This is a genomic window from Paraburkholderia sp. RHO2 (assembly GCF_050955445.1).
In the GTDB taxonomy this organism is placed as follows: Bacteria; Actinomycetota; Actinomycetes; order Mycobacteriales; family Mycobacteriaceae; genus Prescottella; species Prescottella agglutinans_A.
Genome location: NZ_CP162617.1, coordinates 4,532,195 through 4,553,587 on the forward strand (window position 1 = coordinate 4,532,195; position 21,393 = coordinate 4,553,587).

The 21,393-nt window shown below is 69.7% G+C and carries 23 protein-coding genes; 6 read left to right on the forward strand and 17 right to left on the reverse strand.

Features of this window, described 5'->3' with window-relative positions; all coding sequences use genetic code 11:
* Window positions 1-220: 220 nt before the first annotated feature.
* Genes ABTV10_RS21220 through ABTV10_RS21230 form a run of 3 tightly spaced genes read right to left on the reverse strand, consistent with a single transcriptional unit; the run spans window position 221 to window position 3,168 of the window.
* The gene (locus ABTV10_RS21220) at window positions 221-1,027 is read right to left on the reverse strand and encodes an SDR family oxidoreductase (protein WP_499030109.1); all 807 of its coding nucleotides are present in this window, start codon (window positions 1,025-1,027) and stop codon (window positions 221-223) included.
* Between the two features lie 54 nt (window positions 1,028-1,081).
* The gene (locus ABTV10_RS21225; protein ID WP_499030111.1) at window positions 1,082-2,239 is read right to left on the reverse strand and encodes a hypothetical protein; all 1,158 of its coding nucleotides are present in this window, start codon (window positions 2,237-2,239) and stop codon (window positions 1,082-1,084) included.
* Window positions 2,239-3,168 carry a metal-dependent hydrolase gene (locus tag ABTV10_RS21230; RefSeq protein ID WP_499030113.1) on the reverse strand — a complete coding sequence of 310 codons (930 nt, stop codon included), beginning with the start codon at window positions 3,166-3,168 and terminating at the stop codon, window positions 2,239-2,241. The genes ABTV10_RS21225 and ABTV10_RS21230 overlap by 1 nt, the downstream gene beginning before the upstream one ends.
* Window positions 3,169-3,326: 158 nt before the next feature.
* Between ABTV10_RS21230 and ABTV10_RS21235 the strand changes: the two genes are divergently transcribed.
* Entirely contained in the window at window positions 3,327-3,968 is a 642-nt protein-coding gene (locus ABTV10_RS21235) for a TetR/AcrR family transcriptional regulator (protein ID WP_499030116.1), read from the forward strand.
* A 26-nt stretch (window positions 3,969-3,994) separates the two neighbouring features.
* Window positions 3,995-4,441, forward strand: a complete 447-nt coding sequence (locus ABTV10_RS21240) for a hypothetical protein (RefSeq protein WP_499030118.1) — start codon at window positions 3,995-3,997, stop codon at window positions 4,439-4,441.
* Here the strand turns inward: ABTV10_RS21240 and ABTV10_RS21245 are convergent.
* The gene (locus ABTV10_RS21245; protein WP_499030120.1) at window positions 4,438-5,175 is read right to left on the reverse strand and encodes a lysoplasmalogenase family protein; all 738 of its coding nucleotides are present in this window, start codon (window positions 5,173-5,175) and stop codon (window positions 4,438-4,440) included. The two genes, ABTV10_RS21240 and ABTV10_RS21245, sit on opposite strands and share 4 nt — an antisense overlap.
* Window positions 5,176-5,364: 189 nt before the next feature.
* On the opposite strand from ABTV10_RS21245, the gene ABTV10_RS21250 reads away from it, so the two are divergent.
* Together ABTV10_RS21250 and ABTV10_RS21255 are read left to right on the forward strand one after the other, a co-directional pair.
* Window positions 5,365-5,811: a MarR family winged helix-turn-helix transcriptional regulator gene (locus ABTV10_RS21250; protein WP_499030122.1), complete on the forward strand. Its 447-nt coding sequence runs from the start codon at window positions 5,365-5,367 to the stop codon at window positions 5,809-5,811.
* 28 nt (window positions 5,812-5,839) lie between these two features.
* The gene (locus tag ABTV10_RS21255) at window positions 5,840-7,087 is read left to right on the forward strand and encodes an MFS transporter (RefSeq protein WP_499030124.1); all 1,248 of its coding nucleotides are present in this window, start codon (window positions 5,840-5,842) and stop codon (window positions 7,085-7,087) included.
* 82 nt (window positions 7,088-7,169) lie between these two features.
* Here ABTV10_RS21255 and ABTV10_RS21260 read toward each other — a convergent pair whose 3' ends face one another.
* The 4 genes from ABTV10_RS21260 to galT form a co-directional block, all read right to left on the reverse strand.
* Complete coding sequence (locus tag ABTV10_RS21260; protein WP_499030126.1) at window positions 7,170-7,724, reverse strand: nuclear transport factor 2 family protein; 555 nt, start codon at window positions 7,722-7,724, stop codon at window positions 7,170-7,172.
* 114 nt (window positions 7,725-7,838) lie between these two features.
* Window positions 7,839-8,990 carry a PucR family transcriptional regulator gene (locus ABTV10_RS21265; RefSeq protein ID WP_499030129.1) on the reverse strand — a complete coding sequence of 384 codons (1,152 nt, stop codon included), beginning with the start codon at window positions 8,988-8,990 and terminating at the stop codon, window positions 7,839-7,841.
* A 154-nt stretch (window positions 8,991-9,144) separates the two neighbouring features.
* Window positions 9,145-10,323, reverse strand: a complete 1,179-nt coding sequence (gene galK / locus ABTV10_RS21270) for a galactokinase (RefSeq protein ID WP_499030131.1) — start codon at window positions 10,321-10,323, stop codon at window positions 9,145-9,147.
* A complete protein-coding gene (gene galT, locus ABTV10_RS21275) occupies window positions 10,320-11,435 on the reverse strand; it encodes a galactose-1-phosphate uridylyltransferase (protein ID WP_499030132.1) in 1,116 nt (371 codons plus the stop codon). The genes galK and galT overlap by 4 nt, the downstream gene beginning before the upstream one ends.
* A gap of 152 nt (window positions 11,436-11,587) precedes the next feature.
* Between galT and ABTV10_RS21280 the strand changes: the two genes are divergently transcribed.
* Window positions 11,588-12,109 (forward strand): hypothetical protein, encoded by a 522-nt coding sequence (locus ABTV10_RS21280; protein WP_499030134.1) that lies wholly within the window; start codon window positions 11,588-11,590, stop codon window positions 12,107-12,109.
* Window positions 12,110-12,201: 92 nt separating this feature from the next.
* On the opposite strand, the gene pyrE is transcribed toward ABTV10_RS21280, so the two are convergent.
* The 9 genes from pyrE to ABTV10_RS21325 all read right to left on the reverse strand — a co-directional run bounded on the left by pyrE (window position 12,202) and on the right by ABTV10_RS21325 (window position 19,470).
* Window positions 12,202-12,735, reverse strand: coding sequence for an orotate phosphoribosyltransferase (pyrE, locus tag ABTV10_RS21285; RefSeq protein ID WP_499030136.1), 534 nt, complete (start codon window positions 12,733-12,735; stop codon window positions 12,202-12,204).
* Between the two features lie 91 nt (window positions 12,736-12,826).
* Complete coding sequence (locus ABTV10_RS21290) at window positions 12,827-13,339, reverse strand: LemA family protein (RefSeq protein WP_499030138.1); 513 nt, start codon at window positions 13,337-13,339, stop codon at window positions 12,827-12,829.
* 153 nt (window positions 13,340-13,492) lie between these two features.
* Window positions 13,493-14,197, reverse strand: a complete 705-nt coding sequence (locus tag ABTV10_RS21295; protein WP_499030140.1) for a TtfA family protein — start codon at window positions 14,195-14,197, stop codon at window positions 13,493-13,495.
* Between the two features lie 53 nt (window positions 14,198-14,250).
* Window positions 14,251-15,108, reverse strand: coding sequence for a DUF5666 domain-containing protein (locus ABTV10_RS21300; protein WP_499030142.1), 858 nt, complete (start codon window positions 15,106-15,108; stop codon window positions 14,251-14,253).
* Between the two features lie 93 nt (window positions 15,109-15,201).
* Complete coding sequence (locus ABTV10_RS21305) at window positions 15,202-15,786, reverse strand: TetR family transcriptional regulator (RefSeq protein WP_433607284.1); 585 nt, start codon at window positions 15,784-15,786, stop codon at window positions 15,202-15,204.
* The gene (locus ABTV10_RS21310; protein ID WP_499030144.1) at window positions 15,770-17,353 is read right to left on the reverse strand and encodes a DHA2 family efflux MFS transporter permease subunit; all 1,584 of its coding nucleotides are present in this window, start codon (window positions 17,351-17,353) and stop codon (window positions 15,770-15,772) included. The genes ABTV10_RS21305 and ABTV10_RS21310 overlap by 17 nt, the downstream gene beginning before the upstream one ends.
* 157 nt (window positions 17,354-17,510) lie before the next feature.
* A complete protein-coding gene (locus ABTV10_RS21315) occupies window positions 17,511-17,921 on the reverse strand; it encodes an SgcJ/EcaC family oxidoreductase (RefSeq protein ID WP_499030147.1) in 411 nt (136 codons plus the stop codon).
* A gap of 114 nt (window positions 17,922-18,035) precedes the next feature.
* The gene (locus ABTV10_RS21320; protein ID WP_499030150.1) at window positions 18,036-19,070 is read right to left on the reverse strand and encodes a sigma-70 family RNA polymerase sigma factor; all 1,035 of its coding nucleotides are present in this window, start codon (window positions 19,068-19,070) and stop codon (window positions 18,036-18,038) included.
* 13 nt (window positions 19,071-19,083) lie between these two features.
* On the reverse strand, window positions 19,084-19,470 hold the full coding sequence (locus ABTV10_RS21325) for an RNA-binding S4 domain-containing protein (RefSeq protein WP_499030153.1): 387 nt from the start codon (window positions 19,468-19,470) through the stop codon (window positions 19,084-19,086).
* Window positions 19,471-19,739: 269 nt separating this feature from the next.
* On the opposite strand from ABTV10_RS21325, the gene ABTV10_RS21330 reads away from it, so the two are divergent.
* Entirely contained in the window at window positions 19,740-21,374 is a 1,635-nt protein-coding gene (locus ABTV10_RS21330; RefSeq protein WP_499030155.1) for a flavin-containing monooxygenase, read from the forward strand.
* The last annotated feature ends 19 nt before the right edge of the window (window positions 21,375-21,393 follow it).

The window sequence follows — 21,393 nt, forward strand, 5'->3', positions numbered from 1 at the left end:
GTGGTGGCCGAAGAAGTCCCCCGAGCATCGCGAGGTGTACGCCGAGTCGGACCGTGAACTCACGGGATCGGGCGGAGTGGACAACCTCGACGACGTGCGCCACAGGATGTGACACCCGGCGCGCGACATCGCCTCGTCTGACGAAGCCTTCCCGCCTGAGCAGCGGATAGAAGTCACTCCGCAATGCGGCGACGGTTGCAGTCTTCTCCACTGCCGAAGCCTATGGGGCACGCCTGCCGCTGCGGCTGAGCAGCCGGTTCGTGGTTCGCGCGAGCCACGCCGGGGTGACGCCTGCGACCGTCGCGAGCACCCGCGCCTGCACCCCCACCGGTAAGTGCACCTTCGGGATGCGGCCCCGGTGCCCGGTCGCCGCGACGATCGCGGCCGCCACGTCCTGCGCGGTGAGACGGATACCGAGCGACCGGGTGCTGCCGGTCGACATGCCCCGGACCATCCCGGTGCGCACGAACAGCGGCCACATGTCGATCACCCGGATGTCGTGCACGCTCCATTCGAGATCGAGCGCCTCGGTGAGTCCGCGCACCGCGAACTTGGTGGCGCCGTACGTCGCGAGTTCCGGTTGGCCGTAGATCGCCGACGCCGACCCCAGGTTCACCACCTGCGCCCCCGGCGTCTCCTTCAGGTAGGGGAACGCCGCGAGCAGACCGTTGATGGTGCCGCCCACATTGATGTCGAGCATCCTTCGGTGGGCGTCGGCCGGGATGTCCTCGAAGCGCCCGGACGACAGCACGCCGGCGTTGTTGACCAGGACGTCGAGTCGGCCGCCGCCGGCGGTGAACTCCGCCAACCGGGCCTCCCATCGGCCGAGATCGGTGACGTCGAGCAGGCCGGTCCGGACCCGTCCGCCGCGGGCGACGATCTCCTCGCGCAGCGTCTCGAGGCCTTCCTCCTCGATGTCGTAGGCGCCGACGACACAGCCGCGGGCGGCGAATGCCAGAGCGGTCTCACGGCCGATTCCCGCGGCCGCGCCGGTGATGAACACAGTGGATCCGGGTCTCAGCGCCATGTCGGTCAGGCTAGGCGCCGGGCGATCCAGACGGCGGCATTCGGCGAGACGGCGTCAGGCCGAGTTGGTTGCCGCACGATCACCGGACACCGGCTCGCGGCCCTCCTCCGGTCCCCGCGGCACGGTGAAGGTGGCGGCCACCGACAGGATCGCGACCGCGAAGCAGGCGATCGTGTACCAGAGATTGCCGATCGGATCACCGTTGTCGGTGACCCCGTCCGCGGCGGAGAGGAAGGCGGGCAGCGCGCTCGCCCACAGCACCGCCATCACGGCCAGGTACACCACGCCGAAGTAGCGGACGAAGTCGTCCGAGTAGGCCGGAACGTCGGACGTTCCCGCACGCAGCCGGGACCACTGCTTGACCAGGAGCGGGATCGCGACCACCGTGACGGCGACGAGTTCGGCCGCATAGAGGAATCCTCGGGCCGTGTCGCTGCCCATGCCGAGGACCGTCGCCGGGAGCGGTAGAACGAACACACCGACCGACGCCGTGAGCCCGACCACGACGGTGCGCCAGACCAATTCGAACCCGGAGAAGTGGCGCCCCCCGTCCACGTGACGTCCGACGAAGAACTGGACGCACAGCGCCAACGACATCGGCCACAGCGCGGCGAACACCACGACACTCGGCAGCGGCACCGAGTCGAAGAACGGCTGGTTGACCTTGTTGTCGAGCGTCCACTCCCACCACCGCAACTGCGGCCCGAGCTGGTCGAAGATCTCGTAGAACGCGTGGTGGACGAAGCCGACGCACACCGCGCCGAGGAATACCCCGTAGCGCCGGAACACGCCGAGCATGCGGACGATCCCGAACGCCAGCGTCGCCATCAGCGGGTAGATCGCGATGATGTACAGCGGGAGACGACCCCACAGGAAATCCACGGTGAACACGTTGTGCGCGAACATCGTGCCCAGGTATTCCTCGGTGCCGAACGTCGCCGGGAAGTAGATGGGCGGTTCGATCACGAACAGGAACGCGGTGGCGCCGAACCACAGCACGAGGTTGGTGGGGTCGCCGTGCCGACGCAGACGCAGGATCGCGTACACGAGCGCGAGCACCGAGCCGAGCACGATGGTGAGCTCGAGGACCGGCAGGGTCCAGTTCTCCAGCGCCGTCGGACTGCGCAGTTCGAAGAATCCGCCGGCCTCCTCGCACGAGAAGCCGAGCCGGGTGGCGAGGTCCTCGAAGGTGGGGGTGCACAGATCCGACATCAGTTCACCCCCGACGACACCGGCTCGGCCGAGTACCAGCGGGTGCAGTCGTAGCCGTCGTCGTAGCGGGTGAACCACTCGTCGGCGAGCACCGGCAGCTTCTCGTGGGTGGGATTGTGCCCGGGCATCTGGGAGCGGACGGCCCCGCGCAGCGCGGTGAGCTGCTCGCCGATCGGGAGACCGTCGAACGCACGCGGCATCGGCCCCTTGGTCAGGTACGGCGCGAACGCGGTGAGCACCCGCTGCTTGGCCCGGTGCCGCGCGAACATCGACAGCGAGTCGACCTTCCGCTCGGACAGCGGAACGTGCTGGTTGAAGCCGGCGCACGCGATCCGGATCGACTTCAGCACGTGCGCGAAGACCGACGGCGCCATCCGCATCCGGTACAGCTCGTTGCCGACCACGGAGTTGTAGATGACCAGCGCGGAACTGCGGTGCTCGACCTCCTCGACGAAGTGCCACAGGAACAGGGACGCGACCCGGTCGTCGCCGGGCGCGAACAACGTCGCCTCGTTGTCGAGCATGAGCTTGAAGACCGGTGTGAACGTGGCCTCGAGGTCGGCGGTGTACGCCAGCCGGTAGTTGATCGAGGTGCGCTCGGTCAGCAAGTCGAACTCGCCGACCACCGCGTCGAGGGTGTTCTGCAGGCCAGGGTAGCTGCGGATCAGCCCGTTCACGTGCTGGCGATGCGCGGTCGAGTGATGCCCCTCCTGCCGCATGAACGCGACCGCCTCCTCCGCGACCTCGGGGTCGGTGATGAGGGGCTTGGCCTGCAGGATCAGCTTCACGATCATCTTCTCGAAGCCGATGGCCAGGAACGACACCGCGTTCGACATGCTCGACCATGCCGGGTTGTCAGGGTTCCACAGGAACGGGACGTCCCCGTCGTCGAACCCGAAGTCCATCTTCCGGGGCTTGAGATCGGTCATGCGCACTTACCTCGTTCGTCGTCGGTCCGGGGCCGTCCGGGCAGGAAGGGGCCACGATCGCGGCAATCATACGATCGAGTTTTCGTTTGTATGATTGGTTTCGACGAAATCGCCGCCACCTGCGCGGAGAGCGGCCGCGCTGCTGGTACGGTCCGCCCGTGGCACGCAGACGCGGATGGGGCGGCAAGCCGCCGGTCGACGACGAAGAGGCCGCGCGACGCATCGTCGCCGCCGCGGTCGAGGCGATCGCGCGCACCGGAACGGCGGTCAGCATCGCGGACGTCGCCGACTCCCTCGGCGTGATCCGACAGACGGTGTACCGCTACTTCCCCAGCGCGGACGCGCTGATGCGCGCGTCCGCGATCGCGTCGGTCGGCGCGTTCCTCGACCGTCTGACGCAGCATGTCCGGGGACTGGAAGATCCCGCCGAGGCGCTGGTCGAGGGCGTGATCTACACGCTCGACGACGTGCGCCGCACCCCGCACCTGGGCATCATGCTCTCGGGGGCGCATTCCCACACCGAAGGAATCACCTCGGACGAGGCACTGGTCTTCGGCATGACGATGATCCGCCGCTTCGACGTCGACTGGGAGCGACACGGCTACGACGAGGCAGCCCTGCGCGAACTCGTCGAGTACCTGCTGCGGACGATGCAATCCTTCTTCGTCTCGCCCGGGGACCCGCCGCGCAGCGAGGACGAACTGCGCGCCTACCTGCGACGTTGGATGGGAACTTCCATCGCCGCCCAGGTCGATCGAGGTCCCGGAGCGATGCCGTCCGACCGGGCGCGGGACGACTAGGCTGGGGGCGTCACAAGAAGAAGGCCATGAATCATCCCCGCATCGTTCGCACCGTCTGCTTCATCAGCGTCGGCTACGTCATCGTTCTGTCGATCTGGCTCGGCTGGTTGATCGAGCACACCCCCGAGGCCACCATCCCGTACCAGATCGGCGGGCTGCTCGCCGCCTATGGTTCCGTGCTCGGGCTCGGCATGATGTGGGCCGACCGACCCACCCGCGCCGAACGCAAACTCGCCAAGCACGGAATCGAGGGATGGGCGACGATCCGGGACGCCCAGCCGATCCGGCGGACGGTCGACAACGGCGAACTCACCGAACTCGACCTCGCGCTCACGGTGCCGGGGTCGGAGTCGTACTCGGGCCGGGTCCTGTACGAGGTGCTGCCGGAGAATCGGTCGCGGTTCATCGTCGGCGAGACCATCTCCATCCGCGTCGACCCGCGCAACCGCGACCGAATCCTGATCTGCCCCTAGTCGTTCCGCGTCTTCGCGACGCCTCCCAGCGCGATCATCCCCTCGACCAGCAACAGCTGCGCGGCGGCGTACGACGCCAGGATGGCGCCCTCCGCCACGGCGCGCGCCTTCTCCCCCCGCAGGAACAGCTTGCGCACCACGATCGTCCCGTCCGATCCGGTGAACAGCAGCCCGCCCAGACCGAGCCAGCTGCGTCGGTCGCGGCGGTTCGGCATCGGCAGCCCGGCGACCTCGGCCGCGCCGGGCGCGAGCGCCGGGTCGGCCGCGAGCGTCGCGGTGGTCCCGAGCAGCGCACCGTACCCGGTCAGCGTCTTCGCGACCGTCGGCGCCTTGGCGTGCAGCAGACCCGACGCCCCCGCCCACGCCCCCAGCCGCGGCAGGGCCGCCGCGAGGCGGGGCCGCGCGCCGCGGCGGGTGAGGAGCGACGAGTACGCCACCTGCATGACGCCGAAGGAGGTGGCGCCGCGCTTCAGCCGGCTGTCGACGTCGGGGTCGATCATGAAGACGTCGCCGACGGTGGCGGCCGCGAGGCCGGCGACGAGCAGTGCGGTGTCCGCGGTGTCGAGGTCGTCGCGGCGGCGGAGCACGCGGGTCGCGAGGGCCGGTGCGATGAGCGGCTTGGCGACCTGCTGGATCCGCTCGCTGCCGATGACGGCGCCGTAGACGGTCGCCGCCGTCGCGCCGAGGAACACCGCGTGCTCGAGTCCCCACTTCTTGCCGCTCGCGAATGCCATACCCAACTCCCTCGTGTCCGATTCGGCCCGGCCGCTTGCCGGCGTCCGATTCGGCACGACCGTACCGCCGCCGCCCTCCCCTCCTCTCGTTTTGCGCACTTGGCGCGTCCGGGACCGACCGTTTCGTCGCGACAAGTGCGCAAAAAAACGAGGGTTTACATAGATAGTTAGCTTATGTAATTATTGGCCATGAGTTCGACCGATCCCCAGTTCCGCGACCTACTCGTCGACCTGGTGAGCAATGCCCACCGCTTCACCCGCCTCGCGTCGACGCTCGCCACCGACGACCGCCCCCGGTCGTGGATGCGGGCGCTCTCGCTGCTCGAGGAGCAGGGCCCGCTGCGGGTCAGTACCTTCGCCCGGCTCGACAGCTCGTCGCAGCCATCCGCGACGGCACTGCTCAAGAAGCTGGGCCGAGAGGGGTTCGTCACGCGGGAACCGGACCCCGACGACTGTCGTGCCGTCCTCGTCGGCATCACCGACAAGGGCCGCGACTGGCTCGCCGAGGGCCGACGCAACCTCGCCGACGTCCTCACGCCGCTCTTCACGCACCTCGAACCCGAGCAGATCGCCCTGCTCGCCGAGGGACTCGGGGAACTCCGGGCGATCATCCGGACCGCCGTCACCGACAACTGATCACCACGACACCTTCAGGGAGGGATACGTGAGCACCACGACCGCCACCGACACGAGCGCGAAGCAAAGCATCCTGCATCACCCGAAATCGGTGTGGGCCGTCGCCTTCGCCAGCGTCATCGCGTTCATGGGCATCGGCCTCGTCGACCCGATCCTCAAGCCGATCGCCGAGCAGCTCGACGCCACCCCGTCCCAGGTGTCGCTGCTGTTCACCAGCTACATGCTGGTCACCGGCGTGGCGATGCTGTTCACCGGCATGATCTCGAGCCGCATCGGCGCGAAGAAGACGCTGCTGTGGGGCCTGGCGATCATCGTGGTGTTCGCGGCCGCCGCCGGCGCGTCGAACACGATCGACCAGATCGTCGGCTTCCGCGCCGGCTGGGGCCTGGGCAACGCGCTGTTCATCGCGACCGCGCTGGCCGCGATCGTCGGCGCCGCCAGCGGCGGTGTGGCCCGCGCGATCATCCTGTACGAGGCAGCGCTCGGCATCGGCATCGCCGTCGGCCCGCTCGTCGGCGGCGTCCTCGGCAACATCAGTTGGCGTGCACCGTTCTTCGGCGTCGCGACGCTCATGGCCGTCGCGTTCATCCTCATCATGGTGATGCTGCCGAAGGCGCCCAAGCCGCAGCACCGCACGTCGCTGGCCGCCCCGTTCCTGGCCCTGCGCCACCGCGGTCTGCTGACGGTCGCGATCACCGCGCTGCTCTACAACTACGGCTTTTTCACGCTGCTCGCGTACACCCCGTTCCCGCTCGACCTGGGCACGTACTCGATCGGCTTCATCTTCTTCGGCTGGGGCCTGATGCTGGCGATCTCGTCGGTGTTCCTCGCGCCGCGCCTGCAGCGCGCCTTCGGCACCCTGCCGATGATGATCGCGGCGCTCACGCTGTTCGCCCTCGACCTGGGCGCGATGGCGTTGTTCACCGAGTCCAAGCCGGTGCTCATCGTGTGCGTCGTCCTCGCGGGCTTGTTCCTGGGCGTCAACAACACGCTCATCACCGAGACCGTGATGATCTCGGCGCCGGTCGAGCGTTCGACGGCGTCGGCCGCCTACAGCTTCGTCCGGTTCGTCGGCGGCGCCGCCGCCCCGTACGTCGCCGGCAAGCTCGGCGAGCACAACGTCCACCTGCCGTTCTGGGTGGGCGCGGCGTGCACCGTCGCCGGCATCCTCGTGCTCGCGTCCGGCCGCAGGATCCTCGCCCATGTCGACGAGCACGAGCCGGAGCCGCACAGCGTCGACGAGGCCGTCGCCGTCACCGTCGGCGACGCCGACTGAGCCCCTCCCTTTTTGCGCACTTATCGGTGATCTCCCCCGCGTCCGACCACCGACAAGTGCGCAAATCGCTGTTCGGCGTAGATCAGTGGGCGGGGGTGTGAACCAGGTCGATGTACTCCTGCGGTAGCTCCTCGAACGACAGCCTGGTGACGCTCGACGGCCCCGAGTGGTACGAGTCCTCGCCCTGGATCAGACCGTTCTCGTCCACCGGCCACAGGATCAGCTGACGGAACACGACCAGGTAGTCGGCGGACTCGTCGTCGACCGGAATCCCGATCTGCGCGGCGTACGAGCCCGGGTAGATCTGCTTCAGGAAGCCCTCGGTGACCAGGCAGTGGTCGTCGACGACGAGCCGGTCGAGGGTGTACTCGAGGATGTTGGTGCGCGTCGCGAGGAAGTCCGTGTAGTAGGTCTTCACGCCCTCGGTGCCCTTGGGCCCGACGTCCTGGCCGCCGTTCCAGAAGTGGTAGTCGGGGGTGGGGCTCAGGGTGGCCATCAGGCGGTCGAGATCCGGTGCGGCCTCCGCCCTCATGTGCTCGATCACGGCGCCGAGGACGACGCGGTGGCGGGCGTTGGTCGTGGCGGCGAGGCGCTGCTCGAGCAGTTCCCACGTGCGGCTGGGGTCGATGACGGCCATGTGCGAATTCCTTTCCGGTGAAACGAGCTTCGCAACGATGGTGTCCCAGCTCAGGCAGCTCGGTCATCCGACAAGCGTCGGCCGGTTCCGGCCGGGTCCCCGACGCGTGTCGGGTCATCGGTATCCGGGGCCGAACACCTCCGACGACGCCAGGTCCGTCGACGACAACGCCATCCGACGGATCATCAACACCAGCGTCGCCATGAACCGGTCCATCGAATCCTCCAGGTCCCAACCCATCTCGGACTCCAGGCGGGCCAGCCTGGCGGCGACGGTGCTGTGGTGGACGTGCAGTTCGGCGGCGGTTCGCCGCAGCGACCCGAACACGCAGAACGCCTCGAGTGTCGCCACCTCCTGGGCTCCGGTCGCCGACGTCGCGATCGCGTTGATCCGCGCGACGTCTCGATCGTGGAGGATGCGTTCGAGCGGCAACTCGGCCAGCAGCTCGAGCGAACTGAGCCGCCCATACGCGACTGCGCGGCGCCCGTAACCGGTCGACGACGCGAAGCGCAGCGCCCGTCGGGCCTGCTTCCACGACGTGGGTGCCGCGTACACGCTCAGTCGCTCGCCGATCCCCACCCACGGGCCGCGATCGCCGCTCGGGTTCGTCGGCCGCGGGTGTTCGGCCACGATCGCGGCGTGCAGTTGCTCGGCGAGCGCGCGACCGCCCGAGCCGTCCTGCAGGAGCAGCGCGGTCAGGTTGCCGACGGCGACCGAATGCACCAGCCGCCCGGAACACGTTCGCGAGATCAGTTCGACCGCAGACACACTCGATGCCGACGAGACCGCCAGCACCCGAATCTCCCGCGCCGGGTCCAGCCCCAGCAGGCCTACCGCGCGGAGCCGGTCCTCGCGGCGTTCCTTGTCCGAGAGCACCACCTCGAGCAGCGCGGGGTCGCCCAGGCGCGGTCCGTCGGTCGCTCCGGACCGCGCGGCCGCGACCCGGAGCGTGTGGCGGAGGCGGTCCAGCAGCACCGAGTCGAGTGGGCGTTCGGCACCGCCCCGCTCGAGCCACACCTCCGGTTCCCGTCGGACCGACTCCACCGGACGTGACTCGTCGAGCGGATCCCCCAGCGCGTCGTACCGGATCACCGGGCCCGCGGCCCACCGCGCGCCCACGGGGCACTCCGCGAGCAGGGCCGCCGAGCGGACGACGGTGTCCGCGTTGGCCGCCGACTCCCCAAGTTCGTCGAAGTAGGCGATGATCCGCAGCACCGAGACCGAGTCGGAGCCCAGCTCCGACATCCGCACACGCTCCTGGCTCATTGCGGCTCCGTTCCTCGTCGCCCTCCGAGGATGACGCAACGCCGTCGGGAAGGAATCCCGCCCTCCCGATCCCCGGGAACCCGCCCCGCGTTTCGCGCACTTATCGGTCCCCCGGAGGCGCTCTCAGCACCGATAAGTGCGCGAAACGCGAGAGTCAGCGCAGGCGGCGGGCGGGGACCGACGCGGCGACGACGGCGAAAGCCGGTTCGGGCAGACGACGCTCCGCCGCGTGCCGGCGCGCGGTCTCGATCGCCTCGTCGACCCGGCCGGCCGGGACCAGCGCAATCGCCGAGCCGCCGAAGCCGCCGCCGGTCATCCGGGCGCCCAGCGCCCCGGCGATCATCGTGGCCTCGACGGCGTTGTCGAGTTCGGGGCACGAGACCTCGAAGTCGCGGCTGAGCGACATGTGCGACGCGTACAGCAGCCGGCCGAACTCGGCGAAGTTGCTGGACTCCAACGCCCGCACCGCCAGCCGGACGCGGGCGATCTCACTGATCACATGCCACGCGCGGCGGCGCAGAACGTCGTCCTTGAGCGACCGCACCGCATCCATGCCGTCGCGTCCGCGGTCGGCGAGTTCACGCAGCGACACGACACCGAGCCGGCGGGCCGCGCGCTCCACCGCGGCCCGCCGCTTCGCGTACTGCCCGTCCACCAGCCGGTGCGGGGCGCGGGTGTCGATCACCAGCAGCGACAATCCCTCCGGCGCGAACGGCACCTGCGTCACCGCGCCGGACGACGTATCCAGCAGCAGCGCATGACCATCCGACGCCCGCAGTGACGCCGCCTGATCCATGCCGCCGGTGGGGGCGAGTGCCACCTCGTTCTCGGCCCGCACACACGCCGCGGCCAGCGCCGTCCGGTCCGCGTCCGGGGCGAGCGCGAGCGCCAACGAGCACTCGAGCGCCGCCGAACTCGACAGCCCCGCCCCGATGGGCACCGTCGACGCGAACGCCGCGTCGACGCCCCCGAAATCGTCCGCGAGCAAGCCGTTCTCGTGCAGCGCCCAGATCACGCCGGCCGGGTACGACGCCCAGCCCTCGGGCCGGCCGGGACCGATGTCGCCCAGGCGGCCGTCCCACGGTGTCCCGTCCGTCGACCGCAGCCGGATCAGTCCGTCCGTGCGCGGCGACACCGCGACAACCGTGCTGTGCGGCAACGCGATCGGCAGGCACAGTCCACCCGCGTAGTCGACGTGCTCGCCGATCAGGTTGACCCGTCCGGGCGCCGCCCACACACCGTCGGGGTCGGCGTCGAACGCGCGGCGGAAGACGTCGGCCGCGGTGTCCGCGAGGTCGGCGTCGGGCACGGGCCGGAACCACTGCGCGGTCACGGCGCCACCTCCCGGAACCGCGCGGCGATCCGCTCCGGTGTGGTGTCGCCGATCCACGCCCCCATCCCCGACTCGGACCCCGCCAGGAACTTCATCCGGTGCGGCGAGCGCATCAGCGAAAACACTTGCAGGTACAGCCTTCCCAGTTCACGTCCGTCCCCGACCGGGGCCTGGTGCCAGCCGGCGATGTACGGCAGCCGGTCGACGCCGTCGAAGAAGCGGTCCAGCCGCCCCAGCACGTCCAGGTACAGGTGGGACAGCTCGTCGAGTTCGGCCTCGTCCAGTTCCGTGAGGTCGGCGACGTCGCGGTGCGGGGCGACGTGCAGTTCGACGGGCCAGCGGGCCGCCGCCGGCACGTACGCCGTCCAGTGCTCGCCCTCGACGACCACCCGGGTGCCGGCGCGGCGCTCGGCGTCGAGGACGTCACGCAGGAGGGAGCGCCCGGTGCGGTCGCGGTGCCGTTCGGCCTGCCGCAGCAGCGCGGCGGTGCGCGGCGGCAGCGTCGGGTACGCGTAGATCTGGCCGTGCGGATGGGACAGCGTCACCCCGATCTCCTCGCCGCGGTTCTCGAAGCAGAACACCTGCGCCACGGACGGCAGCGCCGACAGCTCGCGGGTCCGGTCCCGCAGCGCCTCGAGCACCGTCCGCACCCGCGTGGGCGACAGCTGGGCGAAGCTGCGGTCGTGGTCGCTGGTGAAGCACACCACCTCGCACCGGCCGTCGGCGGCGCGCTGCGGCCAAAGATCCTCACCATCAACGAGTTCGGCGATCGCACCGTCAACCGACCCGAGCGACGGGAAGCGGTTCTCGAACACCGCGACGTCGTAGTCATCCGCGGGTATCTCGGTCGCGGGTCGTTCCGCCCGGGTGGGGCACAGCGGGCACTCGTCGGCCGCGGGAAGGAAGGTGCGGTTCATCCGGTGCGCCGCCAGCGTCACCCACTCCCCCGTCAGGACGTCGTAGCGCATCGTCGACGCCGCCTCGACCGGCGCCAGGTCGCGGCCATCGTGCAGTTCGCGCGTCGCCGCACCGCCCGCATACGGTTCGGTGTCGTCGAAGTAGAACAACTCGCGCCCGTCGGACAGGTGTGTCCGCGTCTTCCGGATCGGCATCGGAACACGATATGCGACGACCCGGATCCGTCGGGTACCACCCGGTTTGGTTCGGGCGGACGTTCTGTGTGAGCATGCTCGAGGCTGTTGCTCCGTCACCGGAATCGCGACGGCCGGGGGTACGAAACACATCAAAACAACGGGGGATTCACATGAAGCTTCGTAGCTTTGCCGTGCGCGCATTCGGCGCCGCGGCCATCGCGACCGCGCTCGTCACGGGCGTTGCGGGCACCGCGAGCGCCGCGCCTGCGCCGGCGCCGGCGCTGTTCCCGACCATCAATGGGCCAGCGATGCCGACGGTCGGTCAGAACGATTTCTGCAGCGGGATCATCGACACCGCAATCGAGTCCGATCCCGCGCGGCCGGGCCTGGCGACCATCGCGCTGACACCGCGCGGCATGCACGGCATCGGCCCTGGCTGGGCCCAGAACCCCGTCTGCAAGGTGAAGGTCACCATCAAGTGGAATCTCGACGTGTACGGCTTCCCCGCCGGTCAGGTCCGCGAGGTCGAACTTCTCGCGGGGGAGGGACCCGGGCAGACCGTTCGTACCGAGATCAACCCCGGATCGGGTGTCGCAGTGATGCACGTCGCTGCCACCTGGCTCAGCCCCTGGTACAACGAGGTGCGCCCCCAGATCTCCTACCCGGTCATCGGCTACTTCCTCGTCCCCTGACCGGACGCTCCAACAGCTGAAGGGACCGTTCATGCGCTGGCAGCGCATGAACGGTCCCTTCAGCTCGAAAACCTGGGGAGAAGACCCCCGGGTCAGTTCAGCCCGAGGTCGTCGAGCCCCAGCAGCGAGCGGTACTCGAGCCCCTCGGCGGCGATGACGGCGTCGGCGCCGGTGGCGCGGTCGACGACGGTGGCGACGCCGACGACGATGGCGCCCACGTCGCGCAGGGCCTTGACGGCGGTGAGCGGCGAGTTGCCGGTGGTGGTGGTGTCCTCGACGACGAGGACGCGCTTGCCGACGACGTCGGGACCCTCGATCTGGCGCTGCATGCCGTGCGCCTTGGCGGCCTTGCGGACGACGAACGCGTCGATGGGGCGGCCCTCGGCGTGCATGACGGCCATCGCGACGGGGTCGGCGCCCATGGTGAGTCCACCGACGGCGTCGAAGTCCCAGTCGGCGACCAGCTCGCGCAGCAGCTTGCCGATCAGCGGGCCGGCGCGGTGGTGCAGCGTCGCGCGGCGCAGGTCCACGTAGTAGTCGGCCTCCTTGCCCGAGGACAAGGTCACCTTTCCGTGCACCACCGCCAGCTCGCGCACCAGCGCCGCAAGCTCGTCGCGATCCGTCATCGGCCGCTCTCCCATCACCAAGTCAGACAACAATTCGTCATGTCGAGCCTAGCGAGGAAGCCAGGTCACAGCGTCCACGCCCCCACAACCCTCACGCGGCGGCGTCGGCGATGTCGCCGTCGCCGGCTGTCTCGGACGACGGCACCGCCAGGATCGTCGCCTCGAAGAGTTGCGCCTTCCCGATGCCGAGGCGGCTCGCGACGACGCTCCCGGGAAACGCCCGGATCGCGCGGTTCAGGGTTCGGGCCTGCTCGTTGTACACCCGGACCGCACCGGCGAGGCGCTGCTCGGTGACCTCGATTTCGTGCGCCGGGTGCACGAACGCCCAGTCGTGCGCGAGTTGCGGGTAGCAGCGGCCGGACTCGACGACCGCACGCAGGGCCTCGGACAGCGCCTTCTCCGCACCGGCCTGTCGGCGCAGGTCGAGGTCCTCTTCGCGGACGCGCATGGCGAGGGACCGCGCCCCGGTGACGGGCGCCACCAGGTCGCTTCCGACAGTCTCGGAGGCGGCCAGCACCAGAGCGGGCACGTATTCGTAGCGGCGATCCAGTTCCACGTGGACGAGCGCGAGGGCGGAGTCGACGCTCGATGCGATCCCGCGCAACCGCCGGATACTCGACGCCACCCAGGCCGCACACGCCACAAAAATCACAACAAGAACAAAAACAACACCCGACACAGCAACCACAGCTGCGGAATCTACTGGGGTCTCGCCGACACCGCTATTCGAGTGCGCGGCGGCGCTCGGTGCGCAGATCTACCGGGCGGATTCCGGCTCGTCGTACATGTCGTAGGGGCCGTGCGCGATCGGGCGGCCGGGATCGTGCGCGATCTGCTCCATCGCGTCCGGCGCGGTGGCGGGCGGCAGCACCCGCAGCATGCCGGACAGCCGGGCCACCGTCTCGATCGCGGCGTCCCAGTCTCGGCCGGCGCTGCCCACGGGGAGCGAGCCGAGGGTCCACTCGCCCTCGCTCCACAGCATCTGCAGCTGCGGCGGCACCGACTCGGTGAACGCGACCATGCGCTGATCGCACACGCGTCGGGCGATCTCCAGGTCGGTTGCGAAGACCACGCGCGGGCCGATCGCACCGAGCAGGTTCAGGTCGGGGTCACGCGGTGGCGGCGTCGACTTGAGCCGCAGGTCGATGTCGACGTCCGACCCCACCTCACGGTGGACGGCGACGATCGTCGCGGTCTCCTCGAGGTCGAAGAGCACGAACTCCTCCCCACGACGGACGCCTCGCACGACGTCGACCGCACCCAGGTAGTCCTGTTTGGCGAGGGCCGCCCGGTGCCACAGCGACGGCAGCTGCTCGTCCGCGGTGTTGTACGTGTATCCCTGCGCCTTCGCCCAGATCTGCCGGACGCGTCCCGTCTGGTCGCGTCGCGTGCGATCGACATAGAGCAGGGCGACAGCACCCGCGAGCGCTATCACTGCCAATCCGAACCACATAGCCGTCATCGAGGCTCAGCCTAGCCACTATCGGGCCCGATCCGGGCATCCGGTGCCGCGCGTCAGTTACCGAAGTCGGGGAGCGACGTACCGATGATCAGCTTTGCCGTGACTGTCCCGTTCTTGACCTTGTCGCCCTGGACCAGGACGGACTCGCCGGGCTTCAGGTCGGCGACGCTGCGCGCGGTCAGCGAGATGAACGAGGTGTCCGGCGTGGTGTGCACGGTGATCGTGGAACCGCCCAGAGCGTCGAGGGTCAGCGTCCCGCCGTCGTTGGTGGTGATGGTCCCCATCGCGGTCCCGGCCTTGCCGATCAGATCCCCGACACCGCCCGGGATGCTCTCGAGCGGCGACGTCGCGTCGGGGGCCGTCTGCGACGGAGGGGCGCTGGTCCGCGGCGGTACCGCAGGGGCCGCGGTGCGGGTGGACGGGGCCGTGGCCGTGGTGGCGTTGTCCGGACCGCCGCTGTTCAACATGAAACCGACGATCAGGCCCAGCGCCAACAGCAGGATGCCCGCGGCGGCTGCCGCCCACAGGCCCACCTTGCGCGCGGGCTTGTGCCCGGGCGTGTCCTCGATGGCCGGGGCCTCGCCGATCGGAGGCTGCCCGGGCGGCGGATAGCCGCCCGCGCCGTAGTACGTCGGATAGGCCTGCGTCGGGTTCGCCTGCGTGACCTGCGGATCGAAGCGCGGGTCGTACGTGGGGAAGGCCTGCGTCGGGTTGGGCGGCGGCGAACCGTACGCCTGGTACGGGTCGGCCGTGTAGTACTGCTCGGTGGGCTGGTTCGACGCTGCGGCCGGGGGGATCTGCTCGGTGGGGCCGTCGGCAGGACGAGCCCACTGGACGGTCTCGTCGGACGCCTGCTCGGCAGGGTCGTACGCGCGCTCCTGCGGGGTGCGGGGATCGTCGGGGTTCGTCATGATGCGAGCCTGCTCTCTCCGTCGGCGGTGCGGACAGTTCAGTCGGGCCGACAGTTCAGGGTAGAGCCGGATTCTGAGATCCGTCTGAAATCGTCAGCCGAGCGGCATCCCTCGCTCGAGGAAGTCGATGGCCTTGACGAAGGTGGCGAGCTCCGGCGGGTCCTCGCCGACAGCGCCGAGGACCGCCCCCGCGAGGACGCCGGCGAACACGCGCACCTCGAAGTCGTCGGCGGGGCGGCCGACGCGCGCACCGATCGCGTCCGCCAGGATCCCGACCGACCGGGTGAGCTCCCCCAGCATCGCCGAGCGCAGTTCGGGGACACCGAAGAGCAACCGCTGCCGGGTGCGCTCGGCCTCGATCTCCGCGGGCGTCAGCGACGACAGCACCTCCTCGAAGGCGCGGCGGCAGGCGGTCAGCGGCGGCACGTCGCGCGGCTGGGCGGCGATCGCCTCGAGCATCGGCGCGTCGAGGTCGTCGATGAGGATGAGCTGTTCCTTGCTCGGGAAGTAGCGGAAGAACGTGCTCGGTGAGACGTCCGCGGCGGCCGCGATCTGGTCGACGGTGGTCTGCGCGTACCCCTGCTCGGTGAACAGTCGCATCGCGTGTTCGCGGATCTGCGCCCGCGTCCGCCGCTTCTTACGTTCCCGCAGGCCCATCGGCTCAGTCGACGTGCTCATGGGCACAGTGTTCCTCATCGCCGGACTCGGCCGCACCGGGCTCCGCAGGGTCGGGGCGACGCCGGAGCGGGAGGACGACGACCGCGATCACCGCGCCGACGACCGCGAGGGCCCCGCTGACCCACAGCGCCGACACCATGCCGTGCACGAACGCCGACTGCAACTGGTCCTCGAGCGCGGGCAGGCCGAGTTGTCGGGCCACCGCGACGCCGCTGCTCACGGAGTCGGACACGGCGGACGCGGCGGGATCCGGCAGCTGCATGCTCGGCAGGTGCGCGTGGTAGCCGGCGGTCAGCACCGTCCCCAGCACCGCGACGCCGATCGTTCCACCGGCCTGCCGAAGTGCTTGCACCAGAGCGGATCCCGCACCGGATCGCTCCGGGGTGAGCGCGCCGATCGCGGCGGCCATCGCGGTCGGCATCACGAGCCCGAGCCCCAGTCCGGCGATGATGAGCCAGGTGGCGAGCAGGCCGTACCCGGTGTCGGCGGTCATCGTCACCCCGAGCAGGCACGCCGCCACGATCGCCGAGAACCCCAGCGCGATCAGCGCCCCAGGACCGATCACACGCGCGAGCACGTCGGCGAGGCGCGTCCCCACGACGAGGCCGGCGATCATCGGCAGCAGTCGCACCCCGATGCCGAGGGCATCCGCACCGAGCACCGCCCCGAGATACAGCGGCAGCGTGAACAGCAGGCCGAACATCACGAGGTTGACCAGCGTCGACAGGCCGGCGCCCGACGCGTAGCCACGATCGGCGAGTAACCCCAGGTCGATGAGCGGATGCTCGGATCGCTTCTCCCACAACAGGAAAACGGCGAGCAGCGCGACGCCCGCCGCGAGCGAGGCCAGCACGTGTGCGGCACCCCAGCCGTCGGTGCCCGCGGCGATGAAGCCGTAGGTCAGCGCGAGCAGGCCGGTCGAGGCGAGGACGGCGCCCGGGACGTCGAACCGCCCGGGATGGTCGCTGCGGGACTCGGGGACCAGGAGCGCGACCGCGATCAGCCCGGCGCACACGAGCGGAACGTTGACGAGAAACACCGAGCCCCACCAGAAGTGGCCCAGCAGCCAGCCGCCGAGGATCGGCCCCAGGGGTAGCCCGAGCGCGGTCGCCGTGACCCAGATGGTGAGCGCCCGCTGCTGCTCGCCGCGCTCGGGAAACAGGATCGGGAGCACGGCCATCGACATCGGCATGATCGCGGCCGCAGCCAATCCCAGCACGGCGCGGGCACCGATCAACTGTGCGGCGGTCTGCGAGTACGCACACGCGATCGACGCGATCCCGAACAGCGCCATCGCCGTCAGCAGCAGTCTGCGCCGGCCGATCCGGTCGCCGAAGCTGCCGGCCGGCAGCAGCGCAGCGGCGAGCACGAGGGTGTAGGACGTCGAGAACCACTGCAACGCGGACGTCGTCGCGTCGAGGTCGCGGGCGAGGGTGGGCAGCGCGACCGTCAGCACCATCACGTCGATGCCGATCGCGAAGACCGCGATGGACAGGGCGGTCAGCGCCCACCAGCGCCGGGACGTCGTCGACACCGTCGCCGCGTCGGTACGAGGAGGCAAGATCATGAGAGAACCTCCAAATTGATACCTCATGCCTTTTGACAGCTTCTTCCACTTTTGCGGAGACGTCAACGGTCGACGCGGTAACGATTCGGGAGCACCGGTCCCCGTCCTGCCCGACAGGACGGGGACCGGTGCTCGAGCCGAACCCGCGGGCCGGGCGTCAGCTCGGCGGCAGCACCGGGCTGTTGTGGTAGGCCGCGATCAGCCACCGGCCGTCCCGCTTCTCGAAGACCCAGGTCGCGTTGACCTTGCGCCGGTCGTCCGGCACCTCGGTCTCACCGGCGAACAGGATGGCGGATTCGCTGATGACGATCGCGCCGTCCCGGCCGACGAAGCGGATGCCGAGCTGCTTGTTCACGGTCGAACTGCCCCTGAGCGGCCCCTCGAAACCCAGCGCCATGTTCCGACGGATCACGTCACGGCCGTCGCGGAGCGAACCCGGCATGATCGCGGTCGCGTCCGGGGTGTAGTCGGCGACCATGCCGTCGGCGTCGCCGGCCGCCCACGCCTTGTAGGAATCGGCCAGCACGGCCTGGATTGCGGCCACATCGTCCGCACGATTGTTCGACATCAGATCCTCCCTCGTCATCGGCCCGCCCGGGGATTCCGGCGAGCTCGCGAGTACATACCGGCCGAGGGGTCGTAACTCATCGCGCCGGCGGCGAGCAGATCTCGGGGCGTGCCCTCATCGAGCCCGGCGGGCCGCCAGACCGAAAGCCGCGAATACGTCGGGTTCCTGGAACACCGAGTTCCGGCTGATGCCCTCGGCCGTGACGGTGAAGATCTGGAGCGTGTGCAGCTCGTATCCGTCGCCGACGCGTCGATAGGCGGCGAATCCGGGCTGGCCGCCGTTGGCCGCAACCTGCTCTAGCAGCCAGTCCGTCCCCGCATTCGCGAAGACCCACTCCATGAACACGCCGTAGTTGCTGCGACCGGCGAACCAGTTGAGCATCGGCGGCATCTCCATCAGCACGTCCTCGGTGAGCAGCCGCGTGATGGCGTCGACGTCGGCGAGTTCGAACGCCGTCATGTAGCGCTGGACCCAGGCGCGCTGCTCGGCGGCGGTCGGCTCGGCGACCCCGTCCTGCCGAACGCCGACCTCCTTCATCCGGAGACGGGCCCGCTGCAGGGAACTGTTCACCGCCGCGACGGTGGTGCCGAGGATGTCCGCGGTCTCGGACGCCGAGAAGCGGAGCACGTCACGCAGGATCAGCGCACCGCGTTGACGCGCCGACAGGTGCTGGAGGGATGCGGCGAACGCCAACCGCAGGCTGCTGCGATCGATCACTTCCCCGGCCGGATCGCCGGCATTCGTCGACGCGTCCGGAAACGGCTGGAGCCATGTGGCGTGCTCTCGCTGGACGAACGGATCGAGCGGTTCCGACGCGGCCACGAGGCCCGACGGCAACGGGCGTCGGCCGCGAACTTCCAGGGCGGTCAGGCAGACGTTCGTCGCGATCCGATAGAGCCAGGTGCGCGGCGAGCTGCGGGTCTCGTCGTACTGGTCCCGCGCCCGCCACGCCCGCAGGTACGTGTCCTGGACCAAGTCTTCCGCGTCGTGCGTCGAGCCGAGCATCCGGTAGCAGTACGCCAACAGTTCCGCCCGGAACGGCTCGATCCGACGATCGAAGCCCTCCACCTTCGTCACGTCCACGCCCCTCCCCTGGTCCTGTCGGGAGAACGTACTCGACGGGGACGACACCCAGGACGCTTCCGGCACCGAGGCCGGTGACCTACCCCTGCGGCGCGCGGAACCTGTCCATCTCGCGGCGCTCGCGCTTCGTCGGACGCCCGGCGCCTCGGTCGCGCCGCGGGATCGACGCCATCAACTCGGGCGAAGGCGGCGGGCTGTTGTCCTGCATGCACTCGGCCGCAACCGGTGCGCCGACCCGCTTGGCGATCGGGCGCACCACCACGACGATTCGTTCGAGCCCGGCCACCCGCACCCGGACCTCGTCGCCGGGCTTGACCTGCACCGACGCCTTCGCGGCGGCACCGTTCACCCGCACGTGACCGGACCGGCACGCCGACGCGGACTGCGAGCGGGTCTTGAACAGGCGCACGGCCCACATCCAGCTGTCGAGGCGGGCGCTCGTCGGATCGGGTGTCGGGGTTGGCACGACGCCCAGGCTACCGAGGCCGTCGGCGTCCAGAATCGTCCCTCGTGGTGGGAGCCCGCCGAGCGACGGTCGCGGACCCATCCGCCCTGCAAGTCCCCGGTTTCGGCGCGCGCCGAAAGTCCCTCGTCCACCGAAACGACCCGCTGGGCGGGACGGTCCGCTGTCGCGCGGTTCACACCGCCATAGCGTGAATTCATCGCAAGAACCGTGAGGTCCGGTCCGGTCCGATTCCAGACCGGGACCGCTCGCGCTCGTGGAAGGACATCAAGTTGAACGGACAGGATTCGGCGCCCGACAGCACCGCTGCAACCGCCTCGTACGACGTCGTCGTGGTCGGCGCGGGTATCGCCGGCGTGTACGCAGTGCACCGGTTTCGGCAGCAGGGGCTGACGGTCCGCGCGTTCGAGGCCGCCAGCGGAGTGGGCGGCGTGTGGTACTGGAACCGCTACCCGGGTGCCCGCTGCGACGTCGAGTCCGTCGACTACTCGTACTCCTTCTCCCCCGAACTCGAGCAGGAATGGGACTGGAGCGAGAAGTACGCGACGCAGCCGGAGATCCTCCGCTACATCAACCACGTCGCCGATCGCTTCGACCTGCGCCGCGATATCCAGTTCGACACCCGCGTCACCTCGGCGACGCTCGACGAGGACGCGCTGCGGTGGACGGTGCGCACCGACCGCGGCGACGTGGTCTCCACCCGCTTCTTCGTCGTCGCCGCGGGACCGCTGTCGAACGCGAACACTCCCGCGTTCGACGGTCTCGACACCTTCGCCGGCGACGTCTTCCACACCGCGCGGTGGCCGCACGAGGGCGTCGACTTCACCGGCAAGCGCGTCGGCGTGATCGGTACGGGGTCGTCGGGCATCCAGTCGATCCCGTTCATCGCCGAGCAGGCCGACAAGCTGTTCGTCTTCCAGCGGTCCGCGAACTACAGCGTCCCCGCCGGCAACGCCCCGCTCGACGACGCGACCCGCGCCGAGCAGAAGGCCACCTACGCCGAGCGGCGCCGCCTCTCGCGCGAGTCCGGCGGCGGCTCCCCGCACCGCGCCTACCCCAAGAGCGCGCTCGAGGCGTCCGAGGAGGAGCGGCGCGCCGTGTACGAGGAGCGCTGGAAGCTCGGCGGCGTCCTGTACTCCAAGGCCTTCCCCGACCAGCTGACCGATCAGGCGGCGAACGACACCGCGCGCGAGTTCTGGGAGGAGAAGGTGCGGGCCGTCATCGACGACCCGGCGATCGCCGAACTGCTCATCCCGACCGATCACGCGATCGGCGCCAAGCGCATCGTCACCGACAGCGGCTACTACGAGACCTACAACCGCGACAACGTCGAACTGGTCGACCTCAAGGCCGCGCCGATCGTCGGGATGGACGAGGCCGGGATCAACACCACCGCCGCGCACTACGATCTGGACGCGATCGTCCTCGCCACCGGATTCGACGCGATGACCGGCTCACTCGAGAAGCTCGACATCGTCGGACGCGGCGGCCAGAGCCTCAAGGACAAGTGGGCCGCGGGCCCGGAGACCTACCTCGGCCTCGGCATCGACGGCTTCCCCAACTTCTTCAACCTCACCGGCCCCGGCAGCCCGTCGGTGCTGGCGAACATGGTGCTGCACTCCGAACTGCACGTCGACTGGGTGGCCGACGCCATCGCCTACCTCGACGCCCGCGGCGCCGCCGCCATCGAGGGCACCCCCAACGCCGTGGCGGAGTGGGTCGACGAGTGCCGCACCCGCGCCGAGGCATCGCTGCTGAACACCGCGAACTCGTGGTACCTCGGCGCCAACATCCCGGGCCGCCCACGGGTTTTCATGCCGTTCCTCGGCGGCTTCGCGGCCTACCGCGAGATCCTCGAAGAGGTCGCCGAGTCCGGTTACAAGGGATTCGCGATTCTCGAATCCTGAACTGCCACAAGGTGACGTC

What these genes read in the sequence shown, in the direction of transcription:
- ABTV10_RS21260 (WP_499030126.1), bottom strand. Translation starts at nt 7,724, where the DNA reads ATGGCCGTCATCGACCCCAGCCGCACGTGGGAACTGCTCGAGCAGCGC.
- ABTV10_RS21250 (WP_499030122.1), top strand. Translation starts at nt 5,365, where the DNA reads ATGAGTTCGACCGATCCCCAGTTCCGCGACCTACTCGTCGACCTGGTG.
- ABTV10_RS21315 (WP_499030147.1), bottom strand. Translation starts at nt 17,921, where the DNA reads ATGTCGAACAATCGTGCGGACGATGTGGCCGCAATCCAGGCCGTGCTG.
- ABTV10_RS21295 (WP_499030140.1), bottom strand. Translation starts at nt 14,197, where the DNA reads ATGACGGCTATGTGGTTCGGATTGGCAGTGATAGCGCTCGCGGGTGCT.
- ABTV10_RS21230 (WP_499030113.1), bottom strand. Translation starts at nt 3,168, where the DNA reads ATGACCGATCTCAAGCCCCGGAAGATGGACTTCGGGTTCGACGACGGG.
- ABTV10_RS21310 (WP_499030144.1), bottom strand. Translation starts at nt 17,353, where the DNA reads ATGATCTTGCCTCCTCGTACCGACGCGGCGACGGTGTCGACGACGTCC.
- galT (WP_499030132.1), bottom strand. Translation starts at nt 11,435, where the DNA reads ATGCCGATCCGGAAGACGCGGACACACCTGTCCGACGGGCGCGAGTTG.
- ABTV10_RS21240 (WP_499030118.1), top strand. Translation starts at nt 3,995, where the DNA reads ATGAATCATCCCCGCATCGTTCGCACCGTCTGCTTCATCAGCGTCGGC.
- ABTV10_RS21280 (WP_499030134.1), top strand. Translation starts at nt 11,588, where the DNA reads ATGAAGCTTCGTAGCTTTGCCGTGCGCGCATTCGGCGCCGCGGCCATC.
- ABTV10_RS21305 (WP_433607284.1), bottom strand. Translation starts at nt 15,786, where the DNA reads ATGAGCACGTCGACTGAGCCGATGGGCCTGCGGGAACGTAAGAAGCGG.
- ABTV10_RS21225 (WP_499030111.1), bottom strand. Translation starts at nt 2,239, where the DNA reads ATGTCGGATCTGTGCACCCCCACCTTCGAGGACCTCGCCACCCGGCTC.
- pyrE (WP_499030136.1), bottom strand. Translation starts at nt 12,735, where the DNA reads ATGACGGATCGCGACGAGCTTGCGGCGCTGGTGCGCGAGCTGGCGGTG.
- ABTV10_RS21220 (WP_499030109.1), bottom strand. Translation starts at nt 1,027, where the DNA reads ATGGCGCTGAGACCCGGATCCACTGTGTTCATCACCGGCGCGGCCGCG.
- ABTV10_RS21245 (WP_499030120.1), bottom strand. Translation starts at nt 5,175, where the DNA reads ATGGCATTCGCGAGCGGCAAGAAGTGGGGACTCGAGCACGCGGTGTTC.
- ABTV10_RS21300 (WP_499030142.1), bottom strand. Translation starts at nt 15,108, where the DNA reads ATGACGAACCCCGACGATCCCCGCACCCCGCAGGAGCGCGCGTACGAC.
- ABTV10_RS21265 (WP_499030129.1), bottom strand. Translation starts at nt 8,990, where the DNA reads ATGAGCCAGGAGCGTGTGCGGATGTCGGAGCTGGGCTCCGACTCGGTC.